The following is a 21,346-nucleotide window of genomic DNA, read 5'->3' on the forward strand; positions in this document are numbered from 1 at the left end:
TGCTTCCTCAAGTTCACGAGTATGTTTTGAAGCTATTATACTTCGTTCCAAGCAGGATGTAAACAGAACAGCAAAATGAGCTGTGATAAATTCTCGAATTTCTCATCTCAGCGATCGTTTTGGAGTTTTAATCAACCTGAACACCCAAGTTCCGAAAAAATCCCCGCATATTCTGCGTATAAGCATCCTGAGCAGGAGAAGATTCCTTAAGAAGATCATGCATACTATTCATAAACGCGGAAGCTGAGGATGTATCCGCTTTGTCAAACCGCTTCGTTAACTGTGGTTTATTTAACAGCTCTTCAGTCTGTCCTGTACGTTCCTTGTATTTATTAATCCAATCGGGGTTTTGAGGAACCTTTTGCGCAAAACTTAGCAGCTGGCTTAATCCATTTCCTCCACCCTTAATGTCATTCATGTACGCAGTATATTTCTGAGGATCAACCTGTTTCATCACTTCAGACAGTTTGACATAGTCCTCAGGAGCACCTATCGGACGATCTGCTGGAGTCGTGTAGCTAATATCTCCGGTCTCTGAATCTATGGTTCGTGTCAGAGCAATCCCAGCTATCTGATTCATGGTTTCCTTAAATTCCTTGGCTTTATCGCCTTCCATGTAATGATCTGCAATATACTTGGATTGGGAAACTCCCATTTCCAGCAACACCGCTCGCTGCTTCTCATCCGTTACAGTTCCGTCGACAATAAAATTGGATTGAATCATGTTGTACACTGCATTGGACACTTCTTCCGGCTGCCCCTCCAAAACCCGGTTTAATGCATCATTGATCTGTGTTGTACCAAAATACTTGGCAGCATGTGACACGATATCCCCTTCAGCCAGCTTTCTACCGGCTTCACTGATCTCCACGGTGTCCTGAACGACGAACCTGGAGATTTTTTCTTCATGGAGCTGGGGGGACGGAACTTGCTTGCTTGCCGGGTCTATCCTTAAGCTACCAGAGCTAAGAACCGCTTGTTGCGCTCTAAGAGGTTCAAAATTCATCCTATTTCCTCCTGTCATGTTTGTAACAGGCAATCTAAGGCGTATGTATAATTGTAATGTAACCCTGTTGCTATATATATCGGACAAAGCATATATGGAATGAATATATGCTTTGTCCTAAAAATGAACAATTTTTGTAGCGAGCTCCTGACTCTGTGAATGTAAATTGTTAAAACAAACGAGCTGATGCTGTCATTGCTTTATAGAACAGTACATCAGCCGCCATAAATGCTATAAGCAAAGTGATATACAATATCTGTGGCTGTAAGCGAAGTACCTGACACCTGGGCAGCTACACCTGAAAGATCATAGTAATGTGTAAAACTTATAGGTCCCGACAAGTATTCCGCAATACTTCCCGTAGAATGCGGCAGGGAAAGGGTCACACTAAAGGCTCCATTTTGATCCGTATAACCAGTGCCTGTACGAGTTCGATTCCCGCTGCTTTCAGTCCAGTTCTGGTTTAACCATGTCACATTAACTGGCGTATTTGCTACTGGGTAATTATCCGTTGTAGTAACGATACCCTTTACAGTCAGGTTGGTGTTTCCATTAACCCGATAATGACGACCGTAAGAGTAGGATGGATAATCATTCGGACCGTTTTTAGAGTCGTAACCGTTAATTACAATTTTTCCAGCCCGAAGTACTGGTTTAAGTGTCAGTGCGTATAAGTGATCAGCTGAAAACTGATTTGTGGTGTACACTCGAACATAATAGGTTCCCGTATTCAAGGAAACATTATGATTGGTTTGCGGTAAAAGCACCATTTGGTTGCCACTAAGAGCCCCATAAACTTCCGCTTTGTAACCGTAGCTTTCCGAAGTGCTGTCTAATTTGACATTCAGAGCATCATAATTGCGATTCGCAGGAATTGTGATTTGATACCAATCGTTGTCAATCCCTGAATGAATGGAGCGTGAATTAAGGGTAGAGCCCCCTGTACTAAATGTAAAGTTGTAGGCATGAAAAGCACTCTCATCCGGTTCATAGGCATCATATTGGGAGTTTACATCCACGGTTAAATAGAAAGGATCATTTATGCTTGATCCCTTTTTGGAATGAACTGCAATTGCGTAAGCTTTCTCAGATCCGGTAGCATTGCGGCTTCCTACGTTTTCAGGAAGTGATGCAGACCCACGTTCATACTTGTTAAAATAGGTTCCATAGGTGGAGGCATCAATAGCATTGGGGTTAATATCCCCTGTCGTCATATCAAACTCGTACAAATATAAGTCATAGTCAAGCTGTTCTGAAAATGGACCATCCAACTGTGCCTGCAACAATTCACCTGGCTTCACATAGATCGGGTATAAAAACTGTGTACCTCCCTCTTCTGTAATCGTACCGGAGTACGTAGCAGAGGAAGCTGTAGCTACCGTTGGACTTGCTTTCAGCGAAGGAAGGGTCTCCCTTTTCAAAGAGAATGTCTCTGGTGCATTGAAATTGATATTTTCCTGCATGTTATAAACGGAGGATGTAATACCTTCAGGCTTGTCCACCCTGGTTAGATGCTCAATAACATCTTCTTTATTCGTTGTTAGCTGAAAACTGGAATCAGCTTCAACAGCTTGTTTTTCCTTGTTCATCTCTGTGCCTTGACTCGCGTTTGCAGTCATCCCAAAAGCAAACAGTAGCATCAAGCTTAGCATAACTGAAATAGCCTTTCTGAACCTCTTCATACTGAAATCCCCTCTCAAATGGTTTAAGGAATTCCCGCTATCCCCGGATAAACCAGGGCGATTTCTAGGCTGTATGGCTCTATCATAAATCATCTTTGATTCTATTGGAATATATTATGCAAAAGATTTTCTATTTGTAATCTGTGAAAATAAGACCATTTTCTTATCCTTGGTAAATAAACACGGCTGAATACTGACTTGTGCTTCCTAGCTTCACATTTAATGTATCATTATTACGGCTAGCGGGTACTGTGACTTGATATCAGGCCCTTCTTGGCATGAACTACAAGCGCCTATGCCTTTTCAGCTCTGGTCGAGTTGCGAGCTCCTATGTTTTCTGGAAGAGAAGTAGTTCCTTGCTCATAATTGTTAACATAAATCCCGCAGTTGGAAACATCTATTGGATTGGAATTAATATCACCTGTCGCCATATCAAACTCGTTTTAAAAAAGGCTCTCCTGATTTAAAAGGGAGCCAGGTTAAATAAGATTTGTATCGATACTTTGCGAGAATACGTCATACTCCCTTAAAAAGAGTAACTACGTAAAGTAGTCATAAAATCTGCAATTGCTCGCGATTTTAATGCGTCGCACTCATACAGAGTGCGACGGTTAAATCAGCAAAAAAATAGCTGGTGGTGGAATCTTTCAATCCACGCGCTCCTATAGAGTGCGACAGAAGGATTTAGATCTATATTGTTTTTATGTGACCTTTCAATCCACGTACTCATATAGAGTGCGACTACATACGCCTATGCAGACTTAAGTTGGGTAAAGCTTTTAATCCACGCACTCATATAGAGTGCGACTCCAAATGAAATTCTTCAAGACTTGCAATTAGATCTTTCAATCCACGCACTCATATAGAGTGCGACAATCCGTCTGGAAAAGATCCTGGCCTAAGCATGCTCTTTCAATCCACGCACTCATATAGAGTGCGACAATGTTTAATTTAATGGTAAAAAGTCCCTGAAAGACTTTCAATCCACGCACTCATATAGAGTGCGACAGCGAAAATGTAGTAATTCATACCCTAACGATATCAATTTCACACTTGTCGCAAAAACTGATGCCTAATAAGCTTGAATCAGCTATTGACTTTTGCGGATAGATAGCCGATTCGATACTTTTCGACAATTTTCGAGGTGCGAAGGAACCGGGATTTTTAAGTGCGCTTGGGGTTCGCACGGAATCATCTTTCCTATGGTCACTCCATTTTTGAAGAGCAGGTCAATCAACTTTTTATTTAGATACTATTCTACCACAAAAAAACTACAACTCTCTTATTTTACGATATAATAAACTTATATATAGTTCTTTTTTGACTATAAAGCACATCGAATTACCCGTAAACATGCACAAAAAAGGGGAGTAGATTGTATTGCCCTCATGAATTTCCTTGACAGAAATATAGTGCAGTGCTCGTCGTGCTCTGAGAATAAAAATTGAGATTGATCGAGCAAATCGGTAAAAATGCTTCCGATAATGTTCAAGATCGAAATAAATACGTCCTCATATGCTGGAAACGCTTATGAACATCTCAGGTATACTCATAGCTACCCCCTATATTGCCTGATCCTTTTGGTGTATAGGTATGAAAATGAACCTCCCTTCTCTCAACTCTTCTTCCTTTTGTTGAATGTCCATCTTGTATACATGTCTTCCTTTATGATATATGGTCCATATCCATTTGAATGGTAACAAACGGGTTTGAAATTCGCTATATGCGGGCCATCTACTTTCTGTTGTGTTGGTTCAATGCAATTACGATGGTGAAAATTAATGCGATCAGCGTAACCAGCAGCGTACCGAACATCATCATTAATGTCAAAGCATCTTTAACCTCCACAGCCCTCACACCCTTTGCAGGAGACTAGCCAACTGTCCACCCAAGCCATTTTGTCGTCTGCGTAGCAACTACACCTATGGATTGTTATGTACGGGCATACATTTCCTTTTCTACTCTTTCAATCGCTTGAATCAGCGTCATAAAAGGATCTTCCTGCTTATACTGAATGGCCTGCTCGCCTGTACCGCCAGCATCACACCATTCCCAGTACATATGGACATCTACGGATTCCAGAAAATATACAGATAAGGCTTCGACTGGATTTATAGCATACATAGCCATAAAGGTTTCATTCGAGAGTTGCTCATAACGTAGGTATTCGCCTTTCATTAGGTAGAGCAGATTCTGGATTGCCTGATCATTCACATTAATGATACGACGGATGAACTCATTGCGTCTTTCAACGGATTCAGTATGATTTGCATAGCATGACGAATCTGTACAGCTTCTGGACTGACTTTGAGCAGGTGAATTAAATCATTAGTGGTTAGATTCGAGTTCCAGGGGGCCAGTGCAATAATCCGTGTCCATGCATCGTTATGCCCTCTTTCAAAAACCTGAATCGCGTCCGAAACATCGACACCGATGGTCTGCCATTTTCGATTGAGCGCATCCACAATATGATAGTAGTGCAGCTCCGCTGTTTCCTGCGCTCCCTTTTCCTGCTCCCACACCGGATTCATGCGTACAATATCCTTGATCGCTTGCACATTCGCTTTCAGTTTTTCAGTCATAGGTACCATCCTCCATTGAAATTCTGGTAAAATGGCAATAGCAAAGCTAAGGGTATGCTGGATACATCCCTTTGGGTAGATATCATATTCGCATTAGCGAATAAATTGTATATGCATTATATTATTCGCATAAATGAATAATGTCAATGAGTTTTTAGGAGGTTTCTTTTTCTTGCTAAAATTAAATATAAGGCTTAAAGAAGTGTTAAAAGAGCGCAATATGACGCAAATGCAACTTTCGGAAAAATCAGGTGTTAATCAAGCAAGAATTTCACAGCTTTGTAAAAATGGGAGACAAGAAGTAAACTTGCTTATGCTTGAAAAGATCGCTCATGCTCTGGAGATCAAAGACATTTCCGTGTTAATGCAGTTTGAAGAAACAGAATAACGTGGTTTGTGCATGTTAACGTGGGAGTACACATTAAGGAGTCTGTTTTCAAAACGGGCTTCTTTTTCCTGTTCCACTTTTTAAAATGGTGTTCCGAACAGTTCCAGGTATATAAAAAATGTTAGTTCATTATGAACCTATTTCCGTTTTACAACCAGCACACAAGAAGGCTTGCCTAGTACTAGGGCAAACCTTTTTGTGTATATTAATGAAAAATGAGGAACGTCATAGCTGTGCTATATGTGCGGTATGAGAAATACATACTTTCAATTCACGCTCCTACATAAGGAGCGACAATATTATTAGTGAGGATGATCAACCCATGACAAAAGTTTCAATCCACACTCCTACATAGGGAGCGACAGCACACATTACAAAGCCTTATCCAGCAAGAATTTGTAAACGCTTTTTCACGAATCTCTTTTCAACTCATCAATAAATGTTAAAAATCTCACCCCAAAATCGCTGTATCCCTTGTCTGACGCGGGGTGCGAATGTTCGGGGGATTTTATGTGCACTTGGGGTTCGCACCAAATTAAAGGTCTAAACTGTACATCACCCTGTGAGAAGCAACGAACTTACGGATGCGGGTATAGCGAGCTGAGTTTAAATTTCATACTTCAATACAGGGAGCAACAATATCAGAATCATTAATAAGCAGACAGGAAAAGAGTTACAATCCACACTCCCATATAGGGAGCGACCTTGACGGATATCATTAGAGCTTTTGGGCATTTGCGGGTTTCAATCCACGCTCCTACATAAGGAGCGACGGCGAAGTTTGGATTCAAAAATACTCGTCAGGGGACCTTTCAATCCACGCTCCTACATAAGGAGCGACTTGCTGATTTTTGTGCCGGCAGCGGACGTGCATTACTTTCAATCCACGCTCCTACATAAGGAGCGACAGCACGCGTTACAAAGCCTTATCCAGCAAGACTTTGTAAACGTTTTTTTGCGAATCTCTTTTCAACTCACCAATAAATGTAAAAACCTTACCCCAAAACCATTGAATCCCTTGTCTGGCGCGGGGTGCGAATGTTCCGGGGAATTCATCTGCACTTAGGGTTCGCACGAATTAACCCCTATTTACCGTTATTGTTAAACATATTTACATAGGCCATATGTGGAAATAAAATGGGATTGTTAATGAGCATCAACAATTGATTCAATTGGAAGGTAAGAGAAAGCAAGGCAATTTCTTGTTGCTTTCCTTGATCCTCATACACACGGTAGCTATCCATTTGTAAAGCTCTCTGCAACTCAGAAGATGATTTTTCCGCCTTGAATTTTGCTTTTATGTCATCGTAGTTGATGTTTTCTTTATGATTTAATGCGTCGCTCCACGAAGCAAGATCCTGCAAACGAGATGACAGCCTCACCTTAAGCCGCTCACCCTCGGGATGAATATTTATATCAAAAGGTTCAATATATCGAGTCGAACTCTTACTCAGGGTATGACATAATATCTGGATCGGACGCGTAGATGTTTGCGTCAGTTTTTTTCTCTCATCCGGTTTAGGTTCATTCCCCTTCGTCATAGGTAACAGCAGCTTACCTTTAGCATCTGATTCGTATGAATATTCTCCCATAGCGATACCATTAAACATACGCGTAATCGACTTCAGTGAAGTATTCAGCTTTGTAATGCTTCGTGACCAATCCGTGAGAACCTTCATATCTTTTTTCATCACATTCTTGCTCTTGCATTGCACAACCACAGCAACCGCTTCAATCGGAATATATTTAATACGGCCATGTCTGAAAATATAAGGGGTATACTGTTCATCAAAAATGGCCAGATCCACCTCTTTCGAGACATGCCCGTGTGAGTCAATAAGAAATACCGATTGTTCAATGGAAAACTTACGAGGAATAATTTGCTCGAACAGCGATTTCCAAATATCTTCACGAAAGGTTCCACTGGTCACATGATGTCTTTCTACCGCCATGTTAAGCTGACTAGTAATGCTTTTTTCCAAATGAATATAGTTTTGGGAAATCTGCTGGATCGCTTTGACTGCGTCCTCTTTGATCTCCTGCTTGATTGTTTTATGAGAACATTTCTTTCTCGACATTCGGTTCACTCCCCTGTTACCCTGACCATACGTCCATAGCCAGCATTCGTTTTACCGCCAATCCCTTCATGTTCCAGCGCATGCACTACAATTTCCTCTGCGATGTCGAGCCACTGTTTGGTTTGCACCTCATCCAATCCGTCTATAGCACAGGTAAGCATGAAACGGAAGTGAGAAGAAGCTACCGCCAAAAATGGAAGCGGATTAGGGTCGTCGTCATCGCGCGGTGCAGCACTCGTCTTTGGATCAAGTTTCTGTAGCTGAATGGCGTTATAGGCTTGATGATGCGGTGTCATTACATCCTGCATGAGTGCATTACTGACCATATGGGGAGATACCCACGCATCGTGAAAACAAATATAGCCCGCCTGATCCTGAGAGCCGAACAGTGCTGTGTAATAAGTATGGTCTGCGAGGAAATCGGAATTTTCCTTTCCTAATACATGGTGGCAATAATGTGCTGCCAGCCCTTTGATTGCACTGCCGGGAATATAGGGAACCCCATAGATTCGGTGTAGCGTAAGCGAAGTCTCCAATGCCGAAATTCCTCCATGACCAATCAGCAGCGGTGAGACATTTTCCAGCACAAATTCATTTATGCGGGACAGACTTAAATTTGCTGCCAGTGCTTGCTTATACTGGTCAAAACGCGCTTGATACCATTCCTGTTGTCCTTTTAATTGCCAGGCAGATTTATGCTCTTGGATAACCTGTTTGTACAGTGCCCCTTTATCTTTCTCTCTGTCCGGGGGATCCTGTATAGCCTGACAGAGTGTTATCTTGTGTGTGCTTGAATCCGTTGTGGCCTGTTTGGTAATCGCAAGATATGCATTCAACATCCTTCTTCCCCCCTTTCATCATGCATCCATACTATCCGACGCTTCTACTCGGAGAATAGCCTCTGCATATCGTTTAAACCAGACGGCTGCATTAAGGGCCCTTTGGGACAAATTACGGTACTCCGTCATGGTCATTCCGTGAGAAGAAAGCTCATTTTCCCAATTGGAGATTCCCAATGCAGCTCCCATATCGCTAAGGTATCGATCATGATTAGAAGGCGAGTCATTGCTTGCTTTACTTCGAAAAAAGGCAACCGTCAATCGCAGTCCGTTCACCAGCAGCATAGAAGGAAATAACTGACATAGCCGACCATACTCTTTGGCGCTACTACTGGATTCAATCTGCCGGATACTATGGAGTGCTTTTTCGGCATATGTATGGGCTACAGATTTCATAGCGCTCCCCCTTTGACATAGCTGCACTGAATTCTCCCCTTGCCTACAGTGGAGTTTCCTCCAATTTGCAGGTACGTCTTCGGCGGCAATTCGTCCAATAGCCTGCGTCCGTTCGTGTTATGCTGTTGACCGAGAACCGGATCGGACCAGATCAATCCATACAAAATGGACTCTGTCGGTAAATACTCCTCATTCCACAACGCACCTTCTGCAACGGTTTTTACATTTTGGTCAATACGAATACGAGGTACAATCTCACTGCACATCGTTACAAAATACTGAAAGGCTTCATCGGCAACAACCGCAATCCGCTCGGTTAGCATGGACTGAGAAATAGGATCATCGGCAAATAACTGCTTTGCCAGCCAATTTACCCAATCGGTGAAAATAGGGTCCTCTACTGCTTCATTGACAAATTCGTCGATAAACAGTTTGTCTTTCCTCGTTGCATGATCACGCTTCCTCAGTTGGCTCAGGGAATGAACTACTGAACAATCCTGATCCAGATCTGACTGCACCAGCTCCGACAACTTGGATACATTCAATTCTGGCATGGCTATATTGGCTGCTTCTACATCCCGTTTGAACCGTTTCAGTACGAGTGGACAAGTGACATAAGCAAAAGTACCATAGTGACTGGCGACTGGAAAAGCCAAAATTCTGGCATCCGTCATTACCAACGCTCCCGCATTCCTCTCATCTGAGCCCTCAGTATCTTCTTCGCTCCGACTACTTCCCTTACCAAAAGCAACATCCAGCCATTTACCCGGCTGCTTGTGGTTTCCATTGCTGAAAAAATCCCGATGTACTCCCTTTATGCTGGAGCCTGGCAAATAGGGCCATTCCGTTACTTTTTCTCTCATCATCGGCATATCAACGATACCTACACCCTGTCCTGCACCCACATGCACAGGAGTCATACAATGCACCATATACATTCGACTGTCAGTTGCCATTTTCCATCCCCCTCATTGAATTCAGTGGATTCCATATCCCCCATGTTGCGAGTCCATAACCATCTTGCTTGTCAAAAGATGCATGTCGACGATCTTCATCAGACATGGACGCAAGCCATTTGCTGCGAACCAGTTCTACCGGATCACCCTCGATGACTTCAAAAAAGTATACACTGCCTGCCGGAGCCATACGACGTACGGCTTTAGCTTTATTCTTACCGTAGCTCCAGCCCGAAACGGCCTGCCAGCGGGGGACACATGCCCAGCGCAGCTTGAGCTTGATGGGCAGTTTATGGTCGAGCTTTTCGGTCGATTCTAATTCCTCATTTAACCAGCCTGGTAACCAGCCTTTGGAGAAGTATGCGGGAGTGGTCAACACCATACGCACATATTTGGGATGAGCGGCTACTGCTTGCAATACCTTTTCCGGACATGTCCAGATATCACTTTGCTTTTGCGAATGCTCAATTTCCTGAAAATGTGCCAGCCTCCGTTTCCCTCCCAAGGAATGAAGACCGTTGATTTTGCCTGTCCAGTTCAATTCCTCCGGTATCTTCACATGGGCGACAAGCGACAGGTCGGGTGGAAGCACCAGCGATTCCGTAGAAAATAAAGCCTTATCCATGGCTGTATACGTATTTGGCTGGATCGCCGTATGCGTGCGTACCTCACGGGCAAAGGGTGCCATGAAATGTTCTGGGGAGGACGTTTTTTTCTTCTTCTCTGTCTGCTGATACCGCCATTGCCCTATGGCATCAGCCCATTCCTGTGGTGGAACCTCATCGCAGAGCCACCGAATCATCCATTCCTCCGAGACATAGGCGGGCGCGAATTTCAAGTTTTTTTTAATAATCTCTGGCATCCGAATCGGCCATAGCTTGTCCTCATGCAATCCAGTGTTGCCCGTTCCAAGGAAGCCCTGCTTGACCTGTTCTTGTTCTTTCGGAGGCCGGCAAGGTCTTCGCACATGGACACTAATGCTACCTTTTTTATCCTCGCCTGTCTCATGATCCGTTTCTGGTTCATATAGATCCAGATCATGTGGCATGGGGTAAAAAAGCCTGTTTTCCAACATATATATTGGGCCACGCACATCTACCTTTGCCAAAGTGGAATATTGTGAACATTGTTGGCGCATCAACGTACGCAAGGTTCCGGCTATCACCCCTGGTGTGACGGTATTCAAGCTATGTGCCCGGGCACCAGGCGTAGCTCCAAACGGTCTTCCGTCCCGAATCATCAGCGGCTCAAGAGGCTGAATCTGTATACTGCGTTCCATCGGTTCCACCCACTTTCTCCAAAGTTATTGCAATCACGCATTGCTCTGCCAGCCGATGCAGCAGCGCCAGCGAATCGGAGTGGGATTTCTCCCCTAGCTCCTGCAATCCAGCAAAGATGGGTAACACTTCTCCCACCATATTGTCTGTAGATATATGTGCGGGTTTCTTCCTTATGATCAGTCGCCGTACTTCCTGTAGCAGCAATTCACCCAAACCTTCTTGTGGCACAGTCTTATGAGCTTGTAAATTTTCATACTCCACATGCAGTTGTCTTAACGCGTAGGCAAAACCGGATGAAATATGACCTGACTTATATAGCGACTTCATCTTGTTGATCGTCTCCACTGGCTGATCGCCAAAGGGGAGGCTCACCTTCATTTCCTCACTACCACTTCTCTTTTGAAAATAAATAGCCAATGAATCACGACGTACCTTCGCCAAGGCCTCGGTTGCCCGTGCCAGTTGCAGCGACTCTTCCAATGGCTCCATCATATGTACAATGGCAATCCCCACCGAAAACGTAGGCAAGCTCGTCCCTTCAGGAACTGCTTGCTTCATAATATGGATGAATTCCTCTTGTATTTCTCCGGCAGCATCCAAACAATGATGAAGCGGGAGCAACGCCATGACATCATCACCGCCGCTATATATCATCTGGCCTGCATGCTGAGTGACAATGCTATCGACTTGTGACGCAAACCTGGAAAGCTGCTTCGTGAATTTCTGATGCTCCTCCACTGTACTCATGCCACGCAAGCAGTTCCCCATATGATCCCCGTCCCCTACAATCAAAGCATAATAGGAGGTCGGTCTTCTTTTTATCTCATTATATAAAGCATCCAATTTCCTGGTAATTGACTGTGTCATTTTCTCCGGCCATTTCTCGATTAGCAGAGTAGATGCCTGTTGCTCCGTCATCAGTTCCGTGATCGCCTCTTCTATCCTGTTGGAATAAAACATACGAGAGTCGTAAGTGTCCGCTTTACCGCCTGCCAATTTGGATACGTCCACATGTTCTTTTAAGTTTTCTCTTATATCTCGGTAAAAAGAATCTACTTTGTCTTTGATCTTTAGATTTTTCGGTTTCCTGACCTCATCCTCGAATTGGCGAAAGGCTACATCGCACACTGATTTAAATTCTCTCTCATGCCCAATAAAACGTGACAAACGCTTCACAAGCGAAATCGCATCAAGCTCTTCCTTCGGTTTGATACCAAACCCGGCATAAAAGGCGTATTTCCCTGTTTTCAACACAGATTCTCTTCCGCCATCCAGACTTGACTTGGCATCACCAAAGAGATTGGCAGGTTCATTAGGACGATAATCACGCAGGGTTTTTCGGGAAGCCATAAGCTGCTCCGTCTGCTTAAGCACATCCTCGTATTTGCCCTCCAACACAGACCATACAGCAAAAAATTCAATCAGATCCTTCACTTGACGTTCCCACATCGGTCCGATGATGCTGTCACCCAGTCTTTTTTTCGCTTTATTGGCATAATCCAGCCATTTGAACGTCACTGCACGCTTCACATCCAGTGCCACCTGTCGCGGGTTATCTGTGGTCACTATAGCCTGTACCTTGTTGGCAACTCTGAGATAATCCAGCTCAACCTTGGTCATGTTCTGGTCCAGATAAGGGAAAATCATCTTTGCCTTATGTACCTCTGACAACTCCCTAGCTGCCTTCTTGCTAATCTCGGACAACACATAGGACCCGAACCACAAGTCGCGAGTTTTACGAGCCTGAGCAATAAATTCCTGCACAGGACCGATAGAGAAGAGCATTAAGTATTGCGTCGGTTGTTGTAATTGTTGCGACCGTTGTAAGATTTGTTCTGTCCGTTGCGGTTGCCCATGTACGGTTTCTTTTCTGATTCTCGATGAATCTTCCATTTTTCGACCTCCTTCCCGTTTAAAAAAGCATCTATTGCAGAAGTGAAAGGCTTCTCTTTATTCCCCATATTCACAGGGCTGTCAGAATACGTAAGTTCTTTATAAATGTCCTTTTGGGTAATGTCGTATTGCTTAATACGATCCTTTACTTTCCGTTCATGGCACTTCTTTATTTCTTCTTCATGTTTTGACAACCTGCCCATTTTTTCTGGAACCATTTGCAACTCAAGCTTGTCCAGCTTAGGATGATTTAATCTGACAATGACACCGACTCCCCTGCACTCACTGATGGCTAACGCCTTTGTAATTAGTGGCGAGGCAAGCCGATTTTTCCCCTTCGGTATTAGCTGAGTCTTATAAGGCTCTCGTTTGTCTGAAAACATGCCCTTTAATTTAAAATCCTGTTTAAATTCAAAAATAATAGGCAAGCCCATTTCGGCCCGTGGAAAAGCAATACATTTGCCTTTATCTTCGGGCAGCGGATCTTTATGTCGACCTTCTGCCATTCCGGTTATGAGTCGCAATGAATCTGCTTCTGGCCACATACTTCGCTTATATCCAGCTTTGAATGCTCTGAAATTTTTGTAAATCTCAATGACCTTTTTCCAGGCGAGAGTCAAATCTCTATCATATGTTTGGATGTGAATTTCTTTAGGCAACGTAGGCCAACCTTGTCCTAATCCTCCTATTTCTTCGCAAGAAAGGAGCTTTAATCCATATTCTAATTGCTTTTTTTCATACCAATCGGTATAGCTAGCGTATTTCTCACCCAGCTTTGGGGAAAAGCTCTCACTAAACAGGCTCCCACAGCCTCGGCGTGTTCGATTCCCGATTCCACCAAAGTTAATCCATGCCCACAAAGCCGCTTCAACTTCTTTTTTTAATGCTTCTATATCTGGAAACAGATTGTCTTGAACTTTATCTTTAGCTGTAGGAATGTAGTCGCTATATTGAACATACAGAGTAAAGGTAAGCTTCCTCAAAGTTCTTACTTTGTTGTTGCTGGTGTATGGAAAAACAGCATAGAGCGGGAGAAAGTTTTTAAAACGATAAGCAGGTTCCTTCCCAGGCCGGACCTGTTTATTTTTATCTATTTCCCTTGCATCCGTAATTTCGGGTTTATGTCTGCTTTCCACCCAAATTTTCACCCTGCTGGGCGAATGGGTATCACCGAAAATTGCGACCTCATGCCTGCGCAACTCTTTCACATCCTGAAATGCTGCTCCTCGTGTCGCACGCCACCAAAAGCGCAAATGTCCCCGGATCGAAGAACTCCGGACAGGAAATGTTTCATCCAATTCCCCCGGTTCGTTGCCGCCTCCGAACATGGGGGTGACAATCTTGATCTCGTAGGGCTTCTTTTCTTTTGATTGCTTTCTGCCACTTATTAAATTTTCTTTTACATCCTTCAGTTTAGGCGGTAAAATGCGATTTTTGTAGTCCATAAAATCACCTCACATCATGACTAATTACATAGTTTCAACGAACTATTTCCCAAGGTAAAACGACTATAAATAGGCTAAAAGTATCTCTTTTATAGAACATTATACTCTACGATGGAAATTTTTACAGGATTATTTTCCATGATTCTACATTCTTTTCACATACGTTCTCTATCACTATGGAGAATTTCACTAACCTAAAATACAAAAAGCCAAAAAGCACCCAAGTCCCCATTTCAGGAGAACCTTCGGTGCTTTTGGGTTATTTCATTTTTTACAAGATCAAAGTACAATTATTGGTTGTTGTACCTCTCACGTCCAGAGAGTGGCGGGCCTCATCTATGGCTGGCTTCAATGTATGCCCCTACATAAGGAGCGACCAATAAAAAGCTAGGCCCACGATATCTCATTTTAGTTTCAATCCACGCTCCTACATAAGGAGCGACTTTGATCCGAATTGGCATCACGTAGAACCAGCTTATTTCAATCCACGCTCCTACATAAGGAGCGACTGACCCTGGTGATGATAAGCTGTTGCGAGAGTTAATTTCAATCCACGCTCCTACATAAGGAGCGACGGAGGCGTACAGTACCATGACACCTTTTGCAGAATTATTTCAATCCACGCTCCTACATAAGGAGCGACGTCGGTAAAAAAGCGTTGCCGACTATAAATCGCGATTTCAATCCACGCTCCTACATAAGGAGCGACTACTGCCGATGTTAAGCATAGGGTTTTCGTGGTTATTTCAATCCACGCTCCTACATAAGGAGCGACTTCAAGGCAATTCGTCAATAAGCTAATAACTGGAATTTCAATCCACGCTCCTACATAAGGAGCGACAGCACGCGTTACAAAGACTTACCCAGCAAGACTTTGTAAACGCTTTTTCGCGAATCTCTTTCAACTCACCAATAAATATTAAAAATCACACCCCAAAATCGCTAAATCCCTTGTCTAGCACGGGGTGCGAATGTTCCGGGGATTTCATGTGCACTTAGGGTTCGCACCAAATTATAGGTCTAATTATTTTACCATACATCGCCCTGTAAGAAGCGACGAACTAGCGAATACGGGTATGATGTATGACGCCACAAGCTGAGTAAAATTCACATTTCAATATAGGGAGCAACTCCGCTAAAGAATCGTCCCAACTATTGTATTACGATTTCAATCCACACTTCTGCATAAGGAGCAACGGTTTTAGCGGATCGTTTTCAACTGAGTTTCTGCAATTTCATTCCATGCTCCTACATAAGGAGCGACCTCGCGGGATTACGTGGCAGATTACCGATGGTTGGATTTCAATCCACACTCCTACATAAGGAGCGACAGCATGCATTACAAAGCCTTATCAGCAAGACTTTGTAAACATTTTTTCGCGAATCTCTTTTCAACTCACCAATAAATGTTAAAATCCTTACCCCAAAATCATTCAATCCCACGCCTGGCGCGGGGTGCGAATGTTCCGGGGGTTTCATGTGCGCTAGGGGTTCGCACTGAAAGCCTATGAAACCCATGTCTTATACTGTTATATATTCTTTTTCAATTCCTGATCCTTTTGCTGCTCACTCAAATGCTGTAGTTCCTTGCTGTCATACACTAGACTCAGGCGGGGCTCGAAATTATCACCTTGTAAATCAAGCAAAATTTCTGTATCTTCTGTCTCCCATGCTGCCTGATAATGCAATTCGCCTGTCGCTACAGCCATTCCCCATTGGCTTGGCGTGCCTTTGTATAAATCTCCCTTCCAAAGGGTATCATCACTGCTAGGCTTACCGTATTTCTCCGTTAGGCTCTTTTTTAAGTCATTATAATTCTCAATATACTCATTTTTATTCGTATGTTTTTCGGTCACTACATAACCTGCACGAGCCAATTGATCATCCACAAAAAAGTACATAAGTCCGCTTTCCAGTCCCAATATCTTGGAGTAATAGGCCACTGACTCATGATCTTCCTCTTCAACTTCCATATCTTCAGATGCCTTTACCTGTTCTTTACTCATCCCCCAGCCTACGTTACGAAATGAAATTTTACCTTGATATCCACTATTTTCAGTCGTTACCGTCTCATGTACAGATGAACTGGCAGAGCCTCCTGATACATTTGAGCTTGTAGCACTCTCTGTACTCGTGGTATCGCTCTTGGAAGTAGTACACCCCGATAGAACGATTCCTGCTACACATAACCATAAAAATATCTTTTTCATAAACTGACCCCTTTGCCTAATATATACCAAAACTCTACCATGTCTTTGGTAATAGGTCTATAGTAGTGATCAAATAAACCATTTCTTCAGCTATCTATTCCCCCACCATTACGTTATAATAATCGCAACTATTTATTCCGATAAGAAAAAGACGATAAGCTTTTCACTTGGATCACATTTTTCTGCTGGTCGCTTGGGTAGGATTTATGCTCGAATGGATAACGGCAGTTTTTTTAGCCTATAAACACATCCAATCATCCATAAATATACAAAAAAAGGGGATCTGAACTTAATTAATGAGGGTAACACCAAGCTAAGCGAGGGTAAAAAGCTATTCAGAGATTTTGGTGAACAGGTTAACACACTTGCCAAAGAGCACGACGTGAAGATCAATAAGAAATAAACTTTTAAAGCTCCCGTCTGGGGAGCTTTTTCTATATCCTAGGAATACTCGAAACAAATTACCGCTTTTCTTAATTCTCGATCATAAAATAAGTAAACCGTATCGGCTCCAAACGCCTGAAAATAATATCCGGTGAAAGAACCGATATAGGTAAACGTCTCACCATCGGCACGTCTAGGCACATGAAGCAAGTTAGTTTGCTCGAACTTAAGCATCTCTTCCAAGGATTCGTCATATTCCTTGATGTAGCTTTGGGCCTCATCAGACTGAAATGCGATATCATCCAGAATACCGTTGATTTCGGGAAAGCTTAGCCCCCAACCGCTTGATTGCTTTTCCTCGAAATCGTGGGTGAGCTCTTCCACAAACTTTTTGGCCTCTCCAAAGGAGGAATAAGGATAGATTTTATTATTTTCTAAGAAAAATGCTTTGCGAGCTTCGTAGTCTTGTTCATTAGCTATGTACACCTGTTCCAGTCCGCCCAACGCCATGACTTCTCTCTTCATAAGTAGGTACGCTTTATCTCCGGTAGATTTCAGCGCCTCATAGGTGTCTTCCAATTGCTCTTTCTGATGAAGACTAAAATAATTCCAGTCTGCTTCGAATTTGTATTTGCCGTCAATTACATCGAATCCCAGCATATCTTCCTTGGTATATAAGGTATGAAATTGCTGAGTATTTTCACCCACACAGCCTTCGTGGATTTCTTTTACGGAAACAAAATGAAGCCACTCGTCCTGCTCTGGAAATAAAAATTGGAGATTAATCGAGCAGATTGGCAGAAAGTGCTTGCGGTGATGTTCAAGATCGCTGGCAAATACGTCCTCGTATGCTGGAAAACGTTTGATAAATTTCTCAGGTATGTTCATGGTACTCCCCCTATATTGTATGGTTTTCCGGCAGTCTTCTGATCTGAAATGTTCCTTCATTGGAAATCACGCTATAGAGTTCATCAAATCCTTCTTCGTAACTTGGGACCTCTAGTTTACTTATTACACTTTTAATACCGATTTCAGGAATATGCTCTTTGCCTGTGCGCTGCTCATTACGCTTAATAGATTCAGCATAATCGGGTTCAAAGTAGTAGCCAATGATTTTAAATCCCTTGTTTTTACAAGCATCTATATATTTCTTTCGTTCTTCGACTGTGGGATTTGTATTGTCCACTACAAAACGCTGCATCGTTTCGATGGAGGCCTGAAGGTATATATTTTCCCTATTTCGTGTTTTAAGCATATCAAGATTTATCCGCATATGTGTTTTGAAGAATCGTTCTTTATAAAAAGTCGACTTGCCCGAAGCCTGAATTCCTATAAAAATGACACACTCCAAAACTCACACATCCTTGTCCAAGTATACATATTGGTTAATATAATCTCTATTTTGTGAAAAGATCGGCGTCTCATGATCAACATCCCACTTACTTCTGACAGCTTCTCCTTTGTTATACTGTTGTTTGGTAATGCAGATTCCCCGCTTTTGCCAGACCGGCAGGTCGTTCCAGTTCAGTCCTTTTTCCACAAAAAGCTTGTCTTGGAGCTGGCTTCCGTTCAATCCTTGTAGTTCTGAATGCCTGAAATGAGCTTGAGCTACCATAGAAATGCTGTTTTTAGTAGCATCTTGTTGTCTCCATAGAAAGTAATTTGCAACCTCATCGTGAGGCAAAACCCATGCTCTTGCATCAAAAGTAGCTAGAGGTTGATCCGGATAAACTTTCCGGATTTCTTCGTTAAATTTGGCAGTAGCCAGAGAGGCAGATATAGACACCATCTTTTGAAGATTATTTTCAAACCAAGATTGTGTTGTTAATTTGTCATAATTTGTAAGAAGTAGGGAAATTTCATCACTCTGATGGTACACCAATTTACAGCCCATAATATTATAGGCCAAATATTTGCACGTCTCCCACAATGCAAAGATTAGCTTCTCATCAAAAGGTTTCGTCATCCCACGGGTATAGGTATGAAAATGAGCACCATCGATTCTGATAACTACGGGTAAACGGCGAGGCAGACTTAACCTATAAGCATTTTCATATCCCTTCATTCTATTTCCAAAATCATCTTTTTTCATAAACTATGTAACTCCTTTACTTTTCACAGCATCTATTTCCCGAATGTTAGGCTGTAAACTCCAGATTTCTTTTTATTTCACAGTAATATTGTCCTCAAATACAAATACGGAGATGGCTATATCTTCTTCCACTTTAATATCTGAAAAGAGATGCAGTAAGCGGGAATCCATATAATCCTCCAGTTCTTTATTGAACTGTACAGGATAGATTTTTTGTACCATTTTGGTTCGAGCTGCATGCACCATCTCTCTTCCTGCATCCTCTTGCGCAAGAAACTTCTCCGATGGAGTTAAATTACCGTATAGCATTGTGATGGCCATATTATCTACAAAGGTTGTATGTATGCGTTCCGGGCCTTTTCCAAATAGCTCTTTACGTACTTTGCGAATAATTTCGTTAAAACCCGTTTCCTTTCTCATATCGCACCGCTCTCCTAAATCTACTAAAATCCTTGTTACTATTTCCATCATAACCGATTCCTATCATATAAAACAGTGATGAAGCGAAAGTGATTCTTGGAACATACTTACCATGGGACTTCATAGAAAAGAAAACACAGCCCGCCCGATCGGACAGACTGTGTATATTACTAAATGCAAACAGATTAATCCTTCACCAATCGATTCGATAGCATCAACATCATAAAAGAGAATAAAATGATAACGGCCACCCAGCTCCAGGAGAGTGTCATATTTCCTACCTCGGACGCGGTGTAAATCGCTGTAGGCAGAGTTTGAGTTTGCTCCGGAATATTGCCCGCAAGCATCAGCGTAGCACCAAATTCCCCTAACCCTCGGGCAAATCCGAGAATGTACCCTGAAATAAGTGGTCGGTAAGCAAGGGGCATTGTAATATGGCGAAACACTTGCCATTCGTTGGCACCTTGCGCGCGTGCAGCTTGCTCTATCTCAGGATCTACAGCTTCAAAGCCTGCTTTGATCGTCCGGTAAGCCAGTGGAAAAGCAACAACTACGGCCGCCACCACGGCGGCTCCCCACGTAAATACAATCGTCTGCTGGAACAGGCTTTCAAATGCAGTGCCAATCCAGCTTTTCCTTCCCAGCAAGATGAGTAAAATAAAGCCGACAACAGTGGGTGGCAAAACGAGCGGAAGAAGTAGGACGGTCTCAATCACGCTAGTTCCTCTCCGCAGCTTGCAGTTCGCCATCATTCGGGCTACCACAGTAGCTAATAAAAAGACAATGATGCTGGCAACGACAGCAACTTTGACAGATACGATAACCGGAGGAAGAAAAGCCGACCAATCCAACGGAATCCCCCTCCTTTATCTGTGAATTCTATTTCTTTTCTGTTGGAGCTGAGAATCCATCTTTACTGAATACGCTCATGGCTTTATCTGTACGCAGAAAATCGACAAACTCGCCTGCTTCCTTGCTGTGTTTGGTTGCTTTTACAATACCTTCCGGATACAGGATAGGTGCATGCAATTCCTCAGGTACTTCTAGTGCTACGACTGTTTTATCGGATGATTTGGCATCCGTCAAATAAACGAGTCCAGCATCGGCATTGCCTGTTTCAACATAGTTTAATACTTGTCTTACGTCTTTGGCGAATACCATCTTCGGTTCCAGCTTGTCCCATAATCCGGCCTTTGTCAACGACTCTTTGGAATATTGTCCGGCAGGAACGGTAGAAGGCTCCCCAACCGCAAGCTTCATGAAAGAAGGACTTGTCAGATCATTGAGTGTCATACTCTTGTTATCTGTACTCTTTGCCTTATCTTGCGGAACAACCACAACCAGTTTATTTTGGAGCAGAACGCTATCTTTTTCCACTAATGATGCATCAGTTAGAGCCTTCATTTGCTTCATACCTGCCGATATAAATACGTCAGCGGGTGCACCCTGCTCAATTTGTTTTTGTAAAGTACCGGATGAAGCATAGTTAAAGGTAAGCTTGGTATCTGGGTGCTGCTGTTCATACTGTGCCTTGAGCGTATTCAGACTATCTTGAAGACTCGCAGCGGCAGATACGATCAACTCTGTTTTAGGCGCAGACGCTGTCGACTGTACAGCAGGTTGAGACGAGCATCCAGCCAAAACCCATGCCAACAATCCAACGAATGTGAATATGTACCCGAATTTCTTTTTCAA

At 42.9% G+C, this 21,346-nt stretch carries 20 protein-coding genes and 2 CRISPR repeat arrays; of the genes, 1 reads left to right on the plus strand and 19 read right to left on the minus strand.

All coding sequences use genetic code 11. The annotated features are described in order from the left end of the window. Nucleotides 1-127: 127 nt before the first annotated feature. The 5 genes from ACQQ6X_RS07075 to ACQQ6X_RS07095 form a co-directional block, all read right to left on the minus strand. Nucleotides 128-1,006 (minus strand): hypothetical protein, encoded by an 879-nt coding sequence (locus tag ACQQ6X_RS07075; RefSeq protein ID WP_305164736.1) that lies wholly within the window; start codon nt 1,004-1,006, stop codon nt 128-130. Nucleotides 1,007-1,221: 215 nt separating this feature from the next. Next, on the minus strand, nt 1,222-2,688 hold the full coding sequence (locus ACQQ6X_RS07080; RefSeq protein ID WP_305164737.1) for an Ig-like domain-containing protein: 1,467 nt from the start codon (nt 2,686-2,688) through the stop codon (nt 1,222-1,224). A 644-nt stretch (nt 2,689-3,332) separates the two neighbouring features. Further along, nucleotides 3,333-3,697: a CRISPR direct-repeat array (repeat unit 33 nt; unit sequence CTTTCAATCCACGCACTCATATAGAGTGCGACA). Nucleotides 3,698-4,422: 725 nt separating this feature from the next. Beyond that, nucleotides 4,423-4,536, minus strand: coding sequence for a putative holin-like toxin (locus tag ACQQ6X_RS07085; protein ID WP_017428207.1), 114 nt, complete (start codon nt 4,534-4,536; stop codon nt 4,423-4,425). An 84-nt stretch (nt 4,537-4,620) separates the two neighbouring features. Continuing rightward, nucleotides 4,621-4,866: a hypothetical protein gene (locus ACQQ6X_RS07090; RefSeq protein WP_305164738.1), complete on the minus strand. Its 246-nt coding sequence runs from the start codon at nt 4,864-4,866 to the stop codon at nt 4,621-4,623. A gap of 32 nt (nt 4,867-4,898) precedes the next feature. Continuing rightward, entirely contained in the window at nt 4,899-5,270 is a 372-nt protein-coding gene (locus tag ACQQ6X_RS07095; RefSeq protein WP_305164739.1) for a hypothetical protein, read from the minus strand. 172 nt (nt 5,271-5,442) lie between these two features. On the opposite strand from ACQQ6X_RS07095, the gene ACQQ6X_RS07100 reads away from it, so the two are divergent. Continuing rightward, the gene (locus ACQQ6X_RS07100; RefSeq protein WP_014282582.1) at nt 5,443-5,658 is read left to right on the plus strand and encodes a helix-turn-helix domain-containing protein; all 216 of its coding nucleotides are present in this window, start codon (nt 5,443-5,445) and stop codon (nt 5,656-5,658) included. Between the two features lie 1,085 nt (nt 5,659-6,743). On the opposite strand, the gene ACQQ6X_RS07105 is transcribed toward ACQQ6X_RS07100, so the two are convergent. The 14 genes from ACQQ6X_RS07105 to modA all read right to left on the minus strand — a co-directional run bounded on the left by ACQQ6X_RS07105 (nt 6,744) and on the right by modA (nt 21,346). Next, entirely contained in the window at nt 6,744-7,736 is a 993-nt protein-coding gene (locus ACQQ6X_RS07105; protein WP_305164740.1) for a DUF6602 domain-containing protein, read from the minus strand. A 5-nt stretch (nt 7,737-7,741) separates the two neighbouring features. Continuing rightward, nucleotides 7,742-8,575: a type III-B CRISPR module RAMP protein Cmr6 gene (gene cmr6, locus ACQQ6X_RS07110; protein ID WP_305164741.1), complete on the minus strand. Its 834-nt coding sequence runs from the start codon at nt 8,573-8,575 to the stop codon at nt 7,742-7,744. A gap of 18 nt (nt 8,576-8,593) precedes the next feature. After that, nucleotides 8,594-8,971 (minus strand): type III-B CRISPR module-associated protein Cmr5, encoded by a 378-nt coding sequence (gene cmr5, locus ACQQ6X_RS07115; RefSeq protein WP_305164742.1) that lies wholly within the window; start codon nt 8,969-8,971, stop codon nt 8,594-8,596. Next, complete coding sequence (gene cmr4 / locus ACQQ6X_RS07120; protein WP_305164743.1) at nt 8,968-9,927, minus strand: type III-B CRISPR module RAMP protein Cmr4; 960 nt, start codon at nt 9,925-9,927, stop codon at nt 8,968-8,970. The genes cmr5 and cmr4 overlap by 4 nt, the downstream gene beginning before the upstream one ends. Then, nucleotides 9,917-11,206 (minus strand): type III-B CRISPR module-associated protein Cmr3, encoded by a 1,290-nt coding sequence (gene cmr3 / locus ACQQ6X_RS07125; protein ID WP_305164744.1) that lies wholly within the window; start codon nt 11,204-11,206, stop codon nt 9,917-9,919. The genes cmr4 and cmr3 overlap by 11 nt, the downstream gene beginning before the upstream one ends. Next, nucleotides 11,175-13,100: a type III-B CRISPR-associated protein Cas10/Cmr2 gene (gene cas10 / locus ACQQ6X_RS07130; protein ID WP_305164745.1), complete on the minus strand. Its 1,926-nt coding sequence runs from the start codon at nt 13,098-13,100 to the stop codon at nt 11,175-11,177. Before cas10 ends, cmr3 begins: the two co-directional genes overlap by 32 nt. After that, nucleotides 12,992-14,545, minus strand: coding sequence for a type III-B CRISPR module RAMP protein Cmr1 (gene cmr1, locus ACQQ6X_RS07135; RefSeq protein ID WP_305164746.1), 1,554 nt, complete (start codon nt 14,543-14,545; stop codon nt 12,992-12,994). The genes cas10 and cmr1 overlap by 109 nt, the downstream gene beginning before the upstream one ends. A gap of 345 nt (nt 14,546-14,890) precedes the next feature. Next, nucleotides 14,891-15,386: a CRISPR direct-repeat array (repeat unit 32 nt; unit sequence ATTTCAATCCACGCTCCTACATAAGGAGCGAC). A gap of 688 nt (nt 15,387-16,074) precedes the next feature. Continuing rightward, nucleotides 16,075-16,755 carry a hypothetical protein gene (locus ACQQ6X_RS07140; protein WP_305164747.1) on the minus strand — a complete coding sequence of 227 codons (681 nt, stop codon included), beginning with the start codon at nt 16,753-16,755 and terminating at the stop codon, nt 16,075-16,077. 441 nt (nt 16,756-17,196) lie between these two features. After that, nucleotides 17,197-18,027 (minus strand): siderophore biosynthesis protein, encoded by an 831-nt coding sequence (locus tag ACQQ6X_RS07145; protein ID WP_305164748.1) that lies wholly within the window; start codon nt 18,025-18,027, stop codon nt 17,197-17,199. A gap of 10 nt (nt 18,028-18,037) precedes the next feature. After that, entirely contained in the window at nt 18,038-18,490 is a 453-nt protein-coding gene (locus ACQQ6X_RS07150; protein ID WP_305164749.1) for an AAA family ATPase, read from the minus strand. A gap of 3 nt (nt 18,491-18,493) precedes the next feature. After that, a complete protein-coding gene (locus ACQQ6X_RS07155) occupies nt 18,494-19,231 on the minus strand; it encodes a tRNA(His) guanylyltransferase Thg1 family protein (protein WP_305164750.1) in 738 nt (245 codons plus the stop codon). 72 nt (nt 19,232-19,303) lie between these two features. Further along, nucleotides 19,304-19,651: a DUF2294 domain-containing protein gene (locus ACQQ6X_RS07160; RefSeq protein ID WP_063210018.1), complete on the minus strand. Its 348-nt coding sequence runs from the start codon at nt 19,649-19,651 to the stop codon at nt 19,304-19,306. A gap of 185 nt (nt 19,652-19,836) precedes the next feature. After that, on the minus strand, nt 19,837-20,502 hold the full coding sequence (gene modB, locus ACQQ6X_RS07165) for a molybdate ABC transporter permease subunit (protein WP_305164751.1): 666 nt from the start codon (nt 20,500-20,502) through the stop codon (nt 19,837-19,839). Between the two features lie 28 nt (nt 20,503-20,530). After that, complete coding sequence (gene modA, locus ACQQ6X_RS07170) at nt 20,531-21,346, minus strand: molybdate ABC transporter substrate-binding protein (RefSeq protein ID WP_305164752.1); 816 nt, start codon at nt 21,344-21,346, stop codon at nt 20,531-20,533.

It is taken from the genome of Paenibacillus ottowii (assembly GCF_050516475.1).
Lineage (GTDB): Bacteria > Bacillota > Bacilli > Paenibacillales > Paenibacillaceae > Paenibacillus > Paenibacillus ottowii.